The organism is Pseudomonas sp. LTGT-11-2Z (genome assembly GCF_003691445.1).
In the GTDB taxonomy this organism is placed as follows: Bacteria; Pseudomonadota; Gammaproteobacteria; order Pseudomonadales; family Pseudomonadaceae; genus Aquipseudomonas; species Aquipseudomonas monteilii.
Genome location: NZ_CP033104.1, coordinates 2,036,825 through 2,052,313 on the forward strand (window position 1 = coordinate 2,036,825; position 15,489 = coordinate 2,052,313).

General features: G+C 63.3%; 10 protein-coding genes and 1 other RNA gene. 6 read left to right on the forward strand and 5 right to left on the reverse strand.

Going from position 1 to position 15,489, the window contains the following annotated elements; genetic code table 11:
* Window positions 1–40: 40 nt before the first annotated feature.
* Window positions 41–739 (forward strand): aquaporin Z, encoded by a 699-nt coding sequence (aqpZ, locus tag D8767_RS09630; RefSeq protein WP_016711724.1) that lies wholly within the window; start codon window positions 41–43, stop codon window positions 737–739.
* Here the strand turns inward: aqpZ and guaD are convergent.
* From guaD to xdhA, 4 genes are all read right to left on the reverse strand, one after another.
* Window positions 736–2,040: a guanine deaminase gene (guaD, locus tag D8767_RS09635; protein ID WP_016711723.1), complete on the reverse strand. Its 1,305-nt coding sequence runs from the start codon at window positions 2,038–2,040 to the stop codon at window positions 736–738. The two genes, aqpZ and guaD, sit on opposite strands and share 4 nt — an antisense overlap.
* Before the next feature lie 10 nt (window positions 2,041–2,050).
* Window positions 2,051–2,896 carry a xanthine dehydrogenase accessory protein XdhC gene (gene xdhC / locus D8767_RS09640; RefSeq protein ID WP_016711722.1) on the reverse strand — a complete coding sequence of 282 codons (846 nt, stop codon included), beginning with the start codon at window positions 2,894–2,896 and terminating at the stop codon, window positions 2,051–2,053.
* A 73-nt stretch (window positions 2,897–2,969) separates the two neighbouring features.
* Window positions 2,970–5,369, reverse strand: coding sequence for a xanthine dehydrogenase molybdopterin binding subunit (gene xdhB, locus D8767_RS09645; RefSeq protein WP_016711721.1), 2,400 nt, complete (start codon window positions 5,367–5,369; stop codon window positions 2,970–2,972).
* The gene (xdhA, locus tag D8767_RS09650; RefSeq protein ID WP_016711720.1) at window positions 5,362–6,816 is read right to left on the reverse strand and encodes a xanthine dehydrogenase small subunit; all 1,455 of its coding nucleotides are present in this window, start codon (window positions 6,814–6,816) and stop codon (window positions 5,362–5,364) included. Before xdhA ends, xdhB begins: the two co-directional genes overlap by 8 nt.
* A gap of 268 nt (window positions 6,817–7,084) precedes the next feature.
* Here xdhA and D8767_RS09655 point away from each other — a divergent pair, with 268 nt between their 5' ends.
* From D8767_RS09655 to ffs, 5 genes are all read left to right on the forward strand, one after another.
* Window positions 7,085–7,744: a GntR family transcriptional regulator gene (locus tag D8767_RS09655; RefSeq protein WP_016711719.1), complete on the forward strand. Its 660-nt coding sequence runs from the start codon at window positions 7,085–7,087 to the stop codon at window positions 7,742–7,744.
* 3 nt (window positions 7,745–7,747) lie between these two features.
* Window positions 7,748–11,236, forward strand: coding sequence for a chromosome segregation protein SMC (gene smc / locus D8767_RS09660; protein ID WP_016711718.1), 3,489 nt, complete (start codon window positions 7,748–7,750; stop codon window positions 11,234–11,236).
* A 205-nt stretch (window positions 11,237–11,441) separates the two neighbouring features.
* A complete protein-coding gene (zipA, locus tag D8767_RS09665) occupies window positions 11,442–12,329 on the forward strand; it encodes a cell division protein ZipA (RefSeq protein ID WP_016711717.1) in 888 nt (295 codons plus the stop codon).
* Between the two features lie 89 nt (window positions 12,330–12,418).
* Window positions 12,419–14,749: an NAD-dependent DNA ligase LigA gene (ligA, locus tag D8767_RS09670; protein WP_029380209.1), complete on the forward strand. Its 2,331-nt coding sequence runs from the start codon at window positions 12,419–12,421 to the stop codon at window positions 14,747–14,749.
* A 178-nt stretch (window positions 14,750–14,927) separates the two neighbouring features.
* An RNA gene (gene ffs / locus D8767_RS09675) (signal recognition particle sRNA small type) lies at window positions 14,928–15,024 on the forward strand.
* Window positions 15,025–15,052: 28 nt separating this feature from the next.
* On the opposite strand, the gene D8767_RS09680 is transcribed toward ffs, so the two are convergent.
* Window positions 15,053–15,472 carry a helix-turn-helix domain-containing protein gene (locus D8767_RS09680; RefSeq protein ID WP_016711715.1) on the reverse strand — a complete coding sequence of 140 codons (420 nt, stop codon included), beginning with the start codon at window positions 15,470–15,472 and terminating at the stop codon, window positions 15,053–15,055.
* Window positions 15,473–15,489: the final 17 nt, after the last annotated feature.

Sequence of the window (15,489 nt, forward strand, 5' to 3'; positions counted from 1 at the left end):
TTGCGCATTCGTTGCGTTCAACTTCTTGAGGAATGGATTCATGAGCATGTCCCTCGGTAAACGGATGGGGGCCGAACTGGTCGGCACCTTCTGGCTGGTCCTCGGCGGCTGTGGCAGTGCGGTACTCGCAGCCAGTTCCCCTGTCGGTATCGGCGTTCTCGGTGTTGCTTTCGCCTTCGGCCTCACTGTGCTGACCATGGCCTTCGCCATCGGTCATATCTCCGGCTGTCACCTCAACCCTGCCGTCTCGTTCGGGCTGGTTGTGGGTGGGCGTTTCCCGGCCAAAGAGCTGCTGCCCTACGTCATCGCACAAGTGATCGGCGCCATCCTGGCTGCAGGTGTGATCTATCTCATTGCCAGCGGCAAGGCCGGTTTCGAGCTGTCCTCGGGGCTGGCGTCCAATGGCTACGCCGACCACTCGCCTGGCGGCTACACGCTGGGGGCGGGCTTTATCAGTGAAGTGGTGATGACCGCGATGTTCCTGGTGGTGATCATGGGGGCGACCGACTCCCGGGCACCGGCAGGGTTCGCACCGATTGCCATCGGCCTGGCCCTCACCCTGATCCACCTGATTTCCATTCCCGTGACGAACACCTCGGTCAACCCCGCGCGCAGTACAGGGCCGGCCTTATTCGTCGGTGGCTGGGCCCTGCAGCAGCTGTGGCTGTTCTGGGTTGCGCCGCTGATCGGGGCTGCAATCGGCGGCGCGCTGTACCGGGGCCTGGCGAAAGAACCTTAGCGCTGGTGCACGCAACGGCCTGCTGCGTAGGTTTCGCGCACAGTGCGGTCGTCGCCCAGGGTGGTGAGCACGAACAAGGTCTCTTCAATGCTGTTGGACTGTTGAATGCGGTAGTCCAGCAGCGGCGTTGCCTTGTAGTCCAGCACCACGAAGTCGGCATCGTTGCCCGGTCGCAGGCTGCCGATGCGGTCGTCCAGGCGCAGCGCACGGGCGCCGCCAAGGGTGGCCAGGTACAGTGACTTGTAAGGGTGCAGGCGCGCGCCTTGCAGCTGCATCACCTTGTACGCTTCGTTCAGGGTATTGAGCAGCGAGAAGCTGGTGCCAGCGCCCACGTCGGTACCCAGGCCCACGTTGACCTTGAAGCGCTCAGCCTGGGGCAAGTTGAACAGACCGCTGCCCAGGAACAGGTTGGAGGTGGGGCAGAAGGCCACCGCCGAGCCGGTTTCGGCCAGGCGCTGGCATTCCTCATCGCACAGGTGTACGCCGTGGGCGAACACCGAGCGCTCGCCCAACAGCTCGAAGTGGTCGTAGACGTCCAGGTAACCCTTCTGCTCGGGGAACAGCGCCTTCACCCAATCGATTTCCTTGAGGTTCTCCGACAGGTGCGTGTGCATATACACGCCTGGGTGCTCCTTCAGCAGTTGCCCAGCCAGGGTCAATTGCTCGGGCGTACTGGTCGGGGCAAAGCGTGGGGTGACCGCATAGTGCAGGCGGCCCTTGCCGTGCCAACGCTCGATGAGTGCTTTGCTTTCGGTGTAGCCGGACTCTGCCGTGTCGGTCAGGTAGTCCGGGGCGTTGCGGTCCATCATCACCTTGCCGGCGATCAGGCGCAGGTCCAGGCGCTCGGCTTCTTCGAACAAGGCATTGACCGATTCCGGGTGCACGCTGCCGAACACCAGCGCGGTGGTGGTGCCGTTTCGCAGCAGTTCCTTAAGGAAAATCTTCGCCACCTGATCGGCGTGGTCCTTGTTGGCGAACTGCTTTTCGCAAGGGAAGGTGTAGGTGTTCAGCCAGTCCAGCAGCTGCTCGCCGTAAGAGCCGATCATGCCGGTTTGCGGGAAGTGGATATGGGTATCGATAAAGCCTGGGGTAATCAGTGCGTCCTGGTAGTGTTCAACCGGGATGCCGGCATCCAGGGTCGGCAGCAGCTCGCTGGCGTGGCCAAGGGCGCTGATGCGGCCATCGTCGACCACCAGCAGGCCGTCCTCGAAGTACTCATGGGAAGCCTCCAGGCCCACCTCGGCCGGGTCGGCGATGCTGTGCAGGATGGCGGCGCGATAGGCTTTGCGGGTAACGGTCATAACACACTCGTCAAATGGCTTGGCTGCGCCGGGAAGGCGGCAGCAACTGGGCAATGGGGCCGGCATTGGCGGCAGCGTCGTGCTGGCCGAAGCAGGCGTTGTAGGTGGCGATGATTTCACCGGCGATGGACACAGCGATCTCGATAGGCAGCTTGCCCTTTACCTCGGGCAGGCCCATCGGGCAGCGCATGCGCGCCAGCACGGCATCGTCGTAACCGCGCTCGCGCAGGCGATGCTCAAACTTGACCCGTTTGGTCTTCGAGCCGATCAGGCCGAACCAGGTGAAGTCATTACGCTTGAGAATGGCGGCGGTCAGTTCCAGGTCGAGCTGATGGTTGTGGGTCATGACGATGCAGTAGCAGCCTGGTGGCAGGTCTGCGACTTCGTCGACCGGTTCTTCACTGACGACCTTGGTCACCCCGTTGGGGATGAGTTCGGGGAATTCCTGTTCGCGCGAGTCGATCCAGCGCACCCGGCAGGGCAGCGCGGCGAGCAAGGGTACCAGAGCACGGCCGACATGGCCCGCGCCGAACACGGCGATGTGCGCTTGCACCGCAGCCATGGGCTCGAACAACAGCACGGTAGCGCCGCCGCAGCACTGGCCCAGGCTGGCCCCGAGGCTGAAGCGCTCCAGGTGTGGGGCGGTGCGCTGTTCTTCGAGCATTTGCCGGGCGATGTGCAGGGCCTTGTATTCCAGGTGGCCACCACCGATGGTGTCGAACAGGCCATTGGCGCTGACGACCATTTTCGAGCCGGCGTTACGCGGGGTGGAGCCGCGTTCTTCGATGATGGTCACCAGTACGCAGGCTTCGCCACGGGACTGGTGGTCGGCGAGGGCGTTGATCCATTGGTGCATGATGCAACCTCTCTATGTTGCGCCGCAGGCTCTGTGGGAGCGGGCGTGCCCGCTCCCACAGGGTTCCTCGCTGTCAGTGGGTGACGGTTTCCAGTTCCGGTTTGGCAGGTTTCGCCGCCGCCACCGCCTTGCGCATCTGCTCACACCCCCACAACACCCGCTCCGGTGTGGCTGGCGCGTCGATGTTCGGCTGCACGCGGTAATCGGCCAGGCTGGCCACGGCATCCTTGATGGCGCACCAGGCAGCAATACCAAGCATGAACGGCGGCTCGCCCACGGCCTTTGAATGGAACACGGTGTCTTCCGGGTTCTTGCGGTTCTCCACCAGCTTCACCCGCAAGTCCAGCGGCATGTCGGCCACCGCCGGGATCTTGTAGCTGGCCGGGCCATTGGTCATCAGCTTGCCCTTGGCGTTCCACACCAGTTCTTCGGTGGTCAGCCAGCCCATGCCCTGGATGAAGCCGCCTTCCACCTGGCCGATGTCGATGGCCGGGTTCAGCGAGTCGCCTACGTCGTGCAGGATGTCGGCGCGCAGCATCTTGTATTCGCCGGTCAGGGTATCGACGATCACTTCCACGCAGGCGGCGCCGAAAGCGAAGTAGTAGAACGGCCGGCCGCGCGCCTGGCTGCGGTCGTAGAAGATCTTCGGCGTGCGGTAGAAACCGGTGCTGGACAGCGACACCTGGGCGAAGTACGCCTGCTGCACCAGTTGCTCGAAGCTGACGATCTGGTCGCGTACACGCACATGGCCATTGCGGAACTCGACGTCCTCCTCGGTCACGTTGTAATGCCGCGCCGCGAACTCTGTCAGGCGCTTCTTCAGTATTTCGGCAGCGTTCTGCGCCGCCTTGCCGTTCAGGTCGGCGCCACTGGAGGCTGCGGTCGGCGAGGTGTTGGGCACCTTGTCGGTGTTGGTGGCGGTGATCTGGATGCGGCTGAAATCTACCTGGAAGATCTGCGCCACCACCTGCGCGACCTTGGTGTTCAAGCCCTGGCCCATCTCGGTGCCACCGTGGTTCAGGTGAATGCTGCCGTCGGTATAGATGTGGATCAGCGCCCCGGCCTGGTTGAGGAAGGTGGCAGTGAACGAGATGCCGAACTTGACCGGCGTCAGCGCCAGGCCCTTCTTCAGTACCGGGCTGTTGGCGTTGAAGCGACGGATCGACTCGCGGCGCTCGGCGTAGTCGCTGCTGGCTTCCAGGTCGGCAGTCATATCATCGAGCATGTTGTGCTCGACGGTCTGGTAGTAGTGGGTAACGTTGCGCTCGGTTTTGCCGTAGTAGTTGGCCTTGCGCACCGCCAGCGGGTCGCGGCCCAGGTGGCGGGCGATGTGGTCCATCACCTGTTCGATGGCAACCATGCCCTGTGGGCCGCCAAAGCCACGGTAGGCGGTGTTGGAGGCCGTGTTGGTCTTGCAGCGGTGACCATGCACGGTGGCATCGCCCAGGTAGTAGGCGTTGTCGGAGTGGAACATGGCGCGGTCGACGATCGAACCGGACAGGTCGGGCGAGTAACCGCAGTTGCCGGCCAGGTCGAAGTTGATGCCGTGCAGGCGACCGTTGTCGTCAAAGCCCACGTCATATTCGACATAGAACGGGTGGCGCTTGCCGGTCATGGTCATGTCTTCGACACGCGGCAGGCGCATCTTGGTGGGCTGGCCGGTCAGGCGGGCCACTACCGCGCACAGGCACGCCGGGCTGGCAGCCTGGGTTTCCTTGCCGCCAAAACCGCCACCCATGCGGCGCATGTCCAGCACCACCTTGTTCATCGGCACGTCGAGCACTTCGGCCACCAGCTTCTGCACTTCGGTGGGGTTCTGCGTGGAGCAGTAGACGATCATGCCGCCATCCTCGGTGGGCATCACCGAGGAAATCTGCGTTTCCAGGTAGAAGTGTTCCTGGCCACCGATGTGCAGGGTGCCCTGAATGCGGTGTGGGGCGCTGGCCAGCGCGGCGGCGGAATCGCCGCGTTGGTGGGTGTGGCTGTCGAGCACGAAGTGCTTCTTGCGCAGTGCATCGACCACGTCCAGCACCGGCTCCAGGTCTTCATATTCTACAATGGCGGCCATGGCTGCGCGGCGCGCGGTTTCCAGGTCGCGGGCTGCGACGGCGAGTACCGGCTGGCCGAAGAACTCGACCTTGTCGATGGCCAGCAGCGGGTCGCCGGCCACCACAGGGCCGATGTCTTTCAGGCCGGGGATGTCTTCGTGGGTGATGGCGATACGCACGCCTTCGAAGGCATAGCACGGCGTTGTGTCGATGCGCAGGATACGCGCATGGGCACGGTCGGCGGTACGCGCATAGACGTGCAACTGGTTGGGGAATTCCAGGCGGTCGTCGATGTACAGCGCCTCCCCGGACACATGCTTGTCGGCGCTGTCGTGCTTGACGCTGCGGCCGACCCCGGTGGTCAGGTCCTGGCTGAACAGCTCGGCCATCTCGGCCTGGCTTTTGGCTACGTGATGGTTAGACATAAGCGGTCACCCGGGTTTCGATGTGCGGCGTTTGTTGTTCGATGAAGTACTTGCGCAGCAGGTTCTGCGCGGTCAGCAGGCGGTATTCCTTGCTGGCGCGGAAGTCGCTGAGCGGGGTGAAGTCCTCGGCCAGGGCCTGGCAGGCGCGCTCGATGGCAGCCTGGTCCCACGGTTTGCCACGCAGCGCCGCTTCGCAGGCGCGGGCGCGTTTGGGGATGGCCGCCATGCCGCCGAAGGCGATGCGCACACCACTGACCACGCCGTCTTCGATGCTCAGGTTGAACGCGCCGCACACGGCGGAGATGTCATCGTCCAGGCGTTTGGACACCTTGTAGGCGCGGAACGCCCAGTCGCAGGTGGCACGCGGCACGATGATCTTCTCGATGAACTCGCTGTCCTGGCGGGCGGTAATGCGGTAGTCGATGAAGTAGTCTTCCAGTGGCATTACCCGCTGACGCTCGCCTTGGCGCAGGACGACCTGCGCATCCAGGGCGATCAGCAGGGGTGGCGAGTCGCCGATCGGCGAGGCGTTGCCGATATTGCCTCCGAGGGTGCCCTGATTGCGGATCTGCAGCGAGGCAAACCGGTGCAGCAAGGCACCGAAGTCTGGGTACTCCTCGTTCAGCGCGCCGTAGCAGTCGGTGAGGGGTGTGGCGGCGCCGATTTCCAGGTGGCTGGCGGTTTTCTCGATGCGCTTGAGCTCGGCCACGTGGCCGACGTAGATCATCACCGGCAGTGTCTTGTGGAACTGGGTCACTTCAAGCGCCAGGTCGGTACCGCCGGCCAGCAGGCGGGCTTCGGGGTGCGAGCTGTAAAGGTCGGCCAGGTCGGCCACCGTCAGCGGCACCAGGCAGCGTTTGTCGCCGCTGTTCAGTTCGCCGGTCTGGGTGGGTGCAATGGCCTTGAGGCGGCTGATGGTTTGCGCCTGCTGGGCATCGAACTGGTCGCGGCAGGGCTGGCGGCAGCTCTGCTCGGCAGCGTCGAGAATCGGCCGATAGCCGGTGCAGCGGCACAGGTTGCCAGCCAGGGCTTCCTGGGCCTGATGCAGGTCGGGGCCGCTGCTGTTCTTTTGCAGGGCGAACAGCGACATCACGAAACCGGGGGTGCAGAAGCCGCATTGCGAACCATGGCAATCGGCCATGGCTTGCTGCACGCTGTGCAGTTGGCCCTGATGCTTGAGGCCTTCAACGCTGATCAATTGCTTGCCGTGCAGCGACGAGACAAACGTCAGGCACGAGTTGAGGCTGCGATACCGAAGGCTGTCGTTGCCCTGGTCGTCCTGGGTCAGTTCGCCGACCACCACGGTGCAGGCGCCGCAGTCACCACTGGCGCAGCCCTCCTTGGTGCCGGGTTTGCCCAAGTGCTCGCGCAGGTACTGCAGCACCGTCATGTTCGGGTCCAGGGCGTGCTCGCTGCGCAACTCCTGGTTGACGAGAAACTGGATCACGGGGATGGCCTCGCAATGGTTTTATTGTTGTTGGGCGGACTCTAAGCAAGACCTGTCTAGCAGGTCAATATTTTTCTGACTCAAAGGTCAAGAAATTGCGTATGTCTACGCCCGGCCGAACACATTGCCTATGAAACAAGCATAGATCGCGCCGGGCGCGCGGCTGTCTGGCAGGTCAAATAAACCGCCTGCCCCCTCTGCGCGATTACCGCCCAAGTACGCTACAATCCGCCTCTTGTGCCCAGTTCAATGATTTTGAAGGAAAACCATGACGTTCAAGGCCCCGGACAGCCTCTCCGAGCAGATTGCCGATTACTTGGCCGAACGCATCATCCGCGGCGAGCTGGCGCCAGGCGAGCGTATCCAGGAGCAGAAGGTTACCCAGGCGCTCAACGTCAGCCGTGGCTCGGTGCGTGAAGCACTGCTGATCCTCGAGCGCCGCCACCTGGTGGCGATTTTGCCGCGCCGAGGTGCCCATGTAACCAAGCTGGACGAGCGCAGCGTGCGCAGCCTGTGTTCGTTGATGGGCGAGTTCTACATACTGCTGGGCAACGCGGTTGCGCAAAAATGGCGCACCGAAGCCGACCTGCGCCCGTTTCTGGAGATCCAGCAGCGCCTGCAGCGTGCCCATGACCAGCTCGACATCAAGGCCTTCGTCGCCGACAGCTTTGCGGTCATGCGTGCGGCTTATCCATTCGCCGACAACCCGTTCCTGCAGGAAACCGTGGAAAACCTCCAGCCAGCCATGAGCCGTGCCTACTACCTGTCGCTGGACCAGCGCCAGGCCAACATGATCGACTACCTCGACTTGTTCGCCCGCCTGCTCGAAGCCGTGGTCGCCCGCGACCTGCCGCGCATTCGCGAGGTGCTCACCGCCTACGGCCAGCGCAGCTGCGAACTGGTGCTGGCGGCGCTGGCCCGAGGCTGACCGATGCGCCTGAAGTGCATTCGCCTGGCCGGGTTCAAGTCGTTCGTCGACCCGACCACGGTCAACTTCCCCAGCAACATGGCGGCTGTCGTCGGCCCCAACGGCTGCGGCAAGTCCAACATCATCGACGCAGTGCGCTGGGTGATGGGCGAGAGTTCGGCGAAGAACCTGCGTGGCGAGTCGATGACCGACGTCATCTTCAACGGCTCCAGTGGCCGCAAACCGGTCAGCCAGGCCAGCATCGAACTGGTGTTCGACAACAGCGAAACCACCCTGGTCGGCGAGTACGCCGCCTACGCCGAGATTTCGATCCGCCGCAAGGTCACCCGCGACGGGCAGAACAGCTATTACCTCAACGGCACCAAGTGCCGCCGGCGCGACATTACCGATATCTTCCTGGGTACTGGCCTGGGGCCGCGCAGCTACTCGATCATCGAGCAGGGCATGATCTCCAAGCTGATCGAGGCCAAGCCCGAGGAGCTGCGCAACTTCATCGAGGAAGCCGCCGGCATTTCCAAGTACAAGGAACGCCGCCGCGAAACCGAAAACCGCATCCGCCGCACCCAGGAAAACCTGGCCCGGCTGACCGACCTGCGCGAAGAGCTGGAACGCCAGCTGGAACGCCTGCACCGCCAGGCCCAGGCAGCTGAGAAGTACCGTGAGTACAAGGCCCAGGAGCGCCAGATGAAGGCGCGTCTGTCGGCCTTGCGCTGGCGCGACCTGGATGAGCGAGTGCGTCAGCGTGAGTCGGTGATCGGCGACCAGGACGTGTCCCATGAGGCGCTGGTGGCCGAGCAGCGCAACGCCGATGCCAGCATCGAGCGCCTGCGCGACGGTCATCACGAATTGTCCGAGTGCTTCAACCTGGTGCAGGGCCGCTTCTATTCGGTGGCCGGTGATATCGCCCGGGTCGAGCAGAGTATCCAGCACGGCCAGCAGCGCCTGCGCCAGTTGCAGGACGACTTCAAGGAAGCCGAGCGCACGCGCCTGGAGACTGAGTCGCACCTGGGCCATGACCGCACTTTGCTGGCCACCTTGAGCGAAGAGCTGGCCATGCTGGAGCCCGAGCAGGAAATGACCCTTGCCTCTGCCGAAGAGGCTGCTGCCGCTCTTGAAGAGGCCGAGCTGGGCATGCACGGTTGGCAGGAGCAGTGGGACAGCTTCAACAGCCGCTCCGCCGAGCCGCGCCGCCAGGCCGAGGTGCAGCAGGCGCGCCTGCAGCAGCTGGAAGCCAGCCTGGAGCGTCTGGCCGAACGCCAGCGCAAGCTGGGCGAGGAGCGTGAGCAACTGGGTAGCGACCCGCAGGATGCCGCCATGCTTGAACTGGCTGAGCAGTTGGCCAGCAGCGAAATACTGCTGGAAGAACTGCAACTGTCGGAAGAGCAGGTGGTCGAGCGACTGGAAGGCGGGCGCGAGCAGTTGCAACAGGCCACCCAGGCACAACAACAGGCGCAGGGTGACCTGCAGCGCCTGGGCGGCCGGTTGGCTTCGCTGGAGGCTTTGCAGCAGGCCGCGCTGGAGCCGGGTGCAGGTGCTGCTGACTGGCTGCAAAGCCAAAGCCTGGCGCAGCAGCCGCGCCTTGCAGAAGGCCTGCGGGTGGAGCCTGGTTGGGAGCTGGCTGTGGAAACGGTGCTTGGCGCCGATCTGCAAGCCGTACTGGTGGACGACTTCGGCAAGCTCGATTTTGCTGGCCTGGAGCAGGGCGAGTTGCGCTTGCTTCTGGCCAGCGCCGACAACGCATCCTTGCCCGGCAGCCTGCTGGAAAAAGTTGAAGGCCCTATCGACCTGGCGCCGTGGCTTGGCCAGGTCAAACCGGTAGAAAACCTGGCCGAGGCGCTGGCCCGGCGCGCAGCCCTTGCTGAAGGGCAAAGCCTGGTCAGTCGTGATGGCTATTGGGTTGGCCGGCATTTCCTGCGGGTTCGTCGTGGTGGTGAGGCCGAAGGCGGGGTTTTGGCACGCGGTCAGGAAATCGAACGGTTAGGTCAGGAGCAGCTGGAGCAGGAGGCGGCGCTGGAGCACCTGGAACAGCAACTGCAAACCCTGCGCGAGCAGCAGCTGGGCCTGGAAGAGCAGCGCGAACAGCTGCGCCGCCGCAGCCAGGAAGAAAACCGCCTGCATGGCGAACTCAATGCCAGCCTGTCGGCCAGCCGTGCCCGCGCCGAGCAGGTCGAATTGCGCCGCCGGCGCCTGCAGGAAGAATTGGCTGAGCTGGAAGAGCAGCGTGCCCTGGAGCATGAGCAGCTGGGCGAATCACGCCTGCTGCTGCAAGAAGCCCTGGAGCTGATGGCCCAGGACACCGAGCAACGTGAACAGTTGATGGCGCGCCGCGACACGCTGCGTGAAGGCCTCGATCGGGTGCGCCAGGAAGCCCGTCAGCACAAGGACCACGCCCACCAGCTGGCCGTGCGCCTGGGGTCGCTGCGCGCCCAGCACGATTCCACTCGTCAGGCTCTGGAACGCCTGGAGCAGCAGGCCGCGCGCCTGACCGAGCGCCAGGAACAACTGAGCCTGAACCTGGAGGAGGGTGAGGCCCCGCAGGAAGAGCTGCGCCTGAAGCTGGAGGAGCTGCTGGAGCGGCGCATGAGCGTCGACGAGGAAATGCGCAAGGCCCGCCTGCACATGGACGAAGCCGACCGCGAACTGCGCGATGCCGAAAAACGCCGCACCCAGGCCGAGCAGCAAGCGCTGGTGTTGCGCGGCCAACTGGAACAGTTGCGCCTAGAATGCCAAGGTTTGGATGTGCGGCGCAAAACCTTGCAGGAGCAGCTGCTGGCCGATGGCTATGACCTGCAAGGTGTGCTCGCCACCCTTGAGGCCGACGCCAGCGAGCAGGGTACCGAGCAGGAGCTGGAGCAGCTTGAAGCACGCATCCAGCGCTTGGGTGCGATCAACCTGGCGGCCATCGAAGAATACGAGCAGCAGTCCGAGCGCAAGCGCTACCTGGACGCGCAAGACGCCGACCTGGTCGAAGCCCTGGAGACCCTGGAAAACGTCATCCGCAAGATCGACAAGGAAACCCGCAACCGCTTCAAGGATACCTTTGATCAGATAAATGCCGGATTACAGGCACTTTTCCCAAAAGTTTTTGGGGGCGGCAGCGCTTATCTGGAACTGACGGGCGAAGATCTACTCGATACAGGGGTGACGATCATGGCACGGCCACCGGGTAAGAAGAACAGCACCATCCATCTGCTGTCCGGCGGCGAGAAGGCACTGACCGCTTTGGCGCTGGTGTTTGCCATTTTCAAGTTGAACCCCGCACCGTTCTGCATGCTCGACGAAGTCGACGCGCCGCTGGACGATGCCAACGTCGGGCGCTACGCCCGTCTGGTCAAGGAAATGAGTGAAAGCGTGCAGTTCATCTACATCACCCATAACAAGATTGCCATGGAGATGGCGGATCAATTGATGGGGGTAACCATGCATGAACCCGGGTGTTCACGCCTTGTTGCAGTTGATGTGGAGGCAGCCATGGCCATGGTCGATGCGTGATGCGCGACGATGGGGGCACATTCTGTAGCGAAATGCCCCCGCCATGTGCGACAGACGGTGTAAAGTTGTCTTTGGTCGTGCTAGCTTAATGTCACTCGTTTTTTGCGTGGGTAAAACGCCTGTCAGAACATAGAGTTGGCGCCACGTGTTAAAGGGCTTTGAACCCTTTGTTTTCAAGCATATTTTTATAGAGGCACGGGATTACATGGAAATCGGTCTGCGCGAGTGGCTGATCGTCATCGGCATCATTGTCATTGCCGGGATTCTTTTCGACGGCTGGCGCCGCATGCGCGGCGGCAAAGGCAAATTGAAATTCCGTCTGGATCGCAGTTATTCCAACTTGCCGGACGAAGACGGCGGCAGTGCCGAAGTGCTCGGCCCGTCGCGGGTGCTGGATACCCACAAGGAGCCTGAGCTGGACGAAAGCGACCTGCCGTCGCTCAGCGCTTCTGCGCGTGATCGTGAGCGCGAGCCCAAGCCGGTCAGGGCCGGCAAGCGCGGCAAGCGTGCGGCCGCCGACGTCCAGCAGGGCGACCTGAACCTCAGCGCCGAGCCGCGTGAGCCGGACCTGTTTGCCGAAAGCGACGACGACTTCGCCGCCGACAACACCCGCAATAGCGGTGCGGCCCCTGCCAGCAGCAGCGTGAAGGAGCTGCCGCCGGCCGAGGAAGTGCTGGTTATCAGCGTGATCTCCCGCGACGAGGGCGGCTTCAAGGGCCCGGCACTGCTGCAGAACATTCTGGAAAGCGGCTTGCGCTTCGGCGAAATGGACATCTTCCACCGCCACGAGAGCATGGCCGGCCACGGCGAAGTGCTGTTCTCCATGGCCAACGCGGTCAAGCCTGGCGTGTTCGACCTGGACGACATCGACCACTTCAGCACCCGTGCCGTCAGCTTCTTCCTCGGCTTGCCGGGCCCGCGCCATCCGAAGCAAGCCTTCGACGTGATGGTGGCTGCGGCACGCAAGCTGGCCCACGAACTGAACGGTGAGCTCAAGGACGACCAGCGCAGCGTGCTGACCGCCCAGACGATCGAGCACTACCGCCAGCGTATCGTCGAGTTCGAGCGCCGCGCGCTGACCCAGAAGCGCTGATGTGCCCAAGTGGGCAGACCTCTGTCCACCCTGTTTCAAGCGCAAGAGCAGCCAAGGGCTGCTCTTTTGCTATGCAAGAGAACCTGAAAATGACCGCCGAAACCCGTATCCACGAACTGCGTGCCGAGCTCGACCAGCACAACTACCGCTACTACGTGCTCGATGAGCCCAGCGTGCCGGATGCCGAATACGACCGCCTGTTCAACGAGCTGAAGGCGCTTGAAGCCGAGCACCCGCACCTTGTCACACCCGACTCGCCCACCCAGCGTGTCGGCGGCGCTGCCCTGGCCGCCTTTAGCCAGGTGCGCCATGAAGTCCCGATGCTCAGCCTGGGTAACGCTTTCGAGGAAACCGACCTGCGTGAGTTCGGTCGCCGCGTTGTAGAAGGCCTCGATCAGCCCGGCGCGGTCGACTACAGCTGTGAACCCAAGCTCGACGGCCTGGCCGTGAGCCTGCTGTACCGCGATGGCCAGCTGGTGCAGGGCGCTACCCGTGGCGATGGCACCACCGGCGAAGACATCAGCGCCAACGTGCGCACGGTGCGCAACATCCCGCTCAAGCTACAGGGTGAGGGCTGGCCGGCGGTGCTGGAGGTGCGCGGCGAGGTGTACATGAGCAAGGCCGGTTTCGACCGGCTCAATGCAGCCCAGGCCGAAGCCGGTGGCAAGACGTTCGCCAACCCACGCAACGCCGCCGCCGGTAGCCTGCGCCAGCTGGATTCGAAAATCACCGCCAGCCGCCCGCTGGAGTTCTGCTGCTATGGCGTTGGTCAGGTGTCTGAAAGCATCGGCGACAGCCATATAGGCATCCTTGAACAGCTCAAAGCCTGGGGGATGCCGATCAGTCGCGAGCTCAAGCATGCGGCAGGCATCGAAGAATGCCTGGCCTACTACCGCGACATCGGCGAGCGACGTAACAGCCTGCCGTATGAAATCGATGGTGTCGTGTTCAAGGTCAACAGCCTGGCCGCCCAGCGCGAGTTGGGCTTCCGTGCGCGTGAGCCACGCTGGGCGATTGCCCACAAGTTCCCGGCCATGGAAGAGCTGACCGAGGTGCTGGACGTCGAATTCCAGGTTGGCCGCACGGGGGCGGTAACGCCTGTAGCGCGCCTGAAGCCGGTCAAGGTTGCGGGTGTGACCGTGTCCAATGCCACCTTGCACAACATGGACGAAATCGCCCGCCTGGGCCTGCGCATCGGTGACACGGTAATCATCCGCCGTGCCGGTGACGTTATCCCGCAGGTGATGCAGGTGGTGCTGGAGCGTCGCCCGGAAGATGCCCGCCCGGTCGAGGTGCCGAGCGCGTGCCCGGTGTGTGGCTCGCAGGTCGAGCGTACTCAATTGGTCAAACGCAGCAAGGGCAAGGAAACCACCAGCGAAGGCGCGGTGTACCGCTGCGTTGGCCGCCTGGCCTGTGGCGCCCAGCTCAAGCAGGCGATCATTCACTACGTGTCGCGCCGTGCCATGGACATCGATGGGCTTGGTGAGAAGAGTGTCGAGCAACTGGTGGACGAAGGCCTGATCGGCTCGCCGGCAGACTTGTACAAGCTGGAATTTGACCAGATCGTTGGCCTGGAAGGTTTCGCCGAAGTGTCCAGCAAGAAGCTGCTGGATGCCATCGAGGCCAGTAAACGCCCGGCCTTGGCGCGCTTCATCTACGCTTTGGGCATTCCGGATGTAGGCGAAGAGACTGCCAAGGTGCTGGCCCGCTCGCTGGGCAGCCTGGCGCGCGTGCAGCAGGCATTGCCGCAGGTGCTCACCTACCTGCCGGACATCGGCCTGGAGGTTGCCCACGAGATCCACAACTTCTTTGAAGACGAGCACAACCGCAAGGTCATCAAGCAACTGCTCGATAGCGGCATGCAACTGCAGGACGAGGGCGAACTGGCTGCCGAATTCGCCGCCAGCACCACCCTCGCCGGCATGATTGCCAAGCTCGATATTGCCTCGGTCGGCCCGACCGGGGCCGAGAAGCTGGTGGCCAAGCTCGACACCCTGGAAAAGATCATCGCCGCCGACGGCATCGACCTGCGCCAGGCCCTTGCGGCCAAGCAGGCGGATGCCGTGCGTGAGTTCTTCAAGGATGAAGCGAACCAGAAGCTGGCGCGGGACATCGAAGCGCAGTTGCTGGCGTTCGGCATGCACTGGACCAGCGAGAAGAAGGTGGCCGAAGGTTTGCCGCTGGTAGGTCAGACCTGGGTGCTCACCGGTACCCTGGAGCGCATGAGCCGCGACATCGCCAAGGACAAGCTGGAAAGCCTGGGGGCCAAGGTGGCGGGTTCGGTGTCTGGCAAGACCCACTGCGTGGTGGCCGGGCCAGGGGCGGGGTCCAAGCTGGCCAAGGCTGCCGAGCTGGGGGTGAAGGTGCTGGACGAAGATGCCTTTGTCACCTTCCTGGCCGGGCAGGGGGGCACGGTTTAAAGGCCGGCGTGCGTTTCTTGTGGGGGCGGGTTTACCCGCGAAAAGGAGGGGGCTGCCACGTCAGCCCTGACAAGTCATTGAGAAATGATGACTTTTTCTCCCGCTAGAGGTTGTATCTGCCCCCAAGACCGGTACAATGGCGCCACTCGCTGCTCAGCGAGGCATGTAGTGGTGGCCCCATCGGTCCCCCCGCATTGATTACCCGTTAACCTGGTCAGGCCCGGAAGGGAGCAGCCATAGCGGGAACATCGAGTGCCGGGGTGTGGCTGGTGGGGCCGCCTCCATTTCCGGGGTCGGAAAACCTCAAACTGCGGCGAACGCCTTCTTACTTTCCTGCTTGTCGTTCAGTGCCCCTGCCGCAGAGAGCTTCATCAGCCTTTGGAATTTCGGGCATGCCAAATGATCTTCTTCCGGACATTGCGCTGCGTGCCGCAAGCCCTTGCTCATCGCCTGTAACCGCTTGATCCGCGCATCCAGCTCGTCCGCCTTGGCCATCAGCATCTGCCGGTTCACCTGCAAGTCCACCAGCATCGCCCCCACTTCATCCAGCGAAAACCCCGCAGCCTGCCCCAGGGCGATCAGCGCCAGCCGGTCCGCCACATCGGCTGCAAACTGCCGCCGTTGGCCGTGCCCGGCGAGTGACTTGAGCAAACCTTTCTTCTCGTAGTAACGCAGTGTCGAGGCGGGTACGCCTGTGCGTTTGGCGACGTCGGCAATGTCCATTTAGGGCCCTTGACTTG

Excerpts from the sequence above, each read along its gene's own strand:
- aqpZ (WP_016711724.1), top strand. The coding sequence starts at position 41 with ATGAGCATGTCCCTCGGTAAACGGATGGGGGCCGAACTGGTCGGCACC.
- guaD (WP_016711723.1), bottom strand. The coding sequence starts at position 2,040 with ATGACCGTTACCCGCAAAGCCTATCGCGCCGCCATCCTGCACAGCATC.
- xdhC (WP_016711722.1), bottom strand. The coding sequence starts at position 2,896 with ATGCACCAATGGATCAACGCCCTCGCCGACCACCAGTCCCGTGGCGAA.
- xdhB (WP_016711721.1), bottom strand. The coding sequence starts at position 5,369 with ATGTCTAACCATCACGTAGCCAAAAGCCAGGCCGAGATGGCCGAGCTG.
- D8767_RS09655 (WP_016711719.1), top strand. The coding sequence starts at position 7,085 with ATGACGTTCAAGGCCCCGGACAGCCTCTCCGAGCAGATTGCCGATTAC.
- smc (WP_016711718.1), top strand. The coding sequence starts at position 7,748 with ATGCGCCTGAAGTGCATTCGCCTGGCCGGGTTCAAGTCGTTCGTCGAC.
- zipA (WP_016711717.1), top strand. The coding sequence starts at position 11,442 with ATGGAAATCGGTCTGCGCGAGTGGCTGATCGTCATCGGCATCATTGTC.
- ligA (WP_029380209.1), top strand. The coding sequence starts at position 12,419 with ATGACCGCCGAAACCCGTATCCACGAACTGCGTGCCGAGCTCGACCAG.
- D8767_RS09680 (WP_016711715.1), bottom strand. The coding sequence starts at position 15,472 with ATGGACATTGCCGACGTCGCCAAACGCACAGGCGTACCCGCCTCGACA.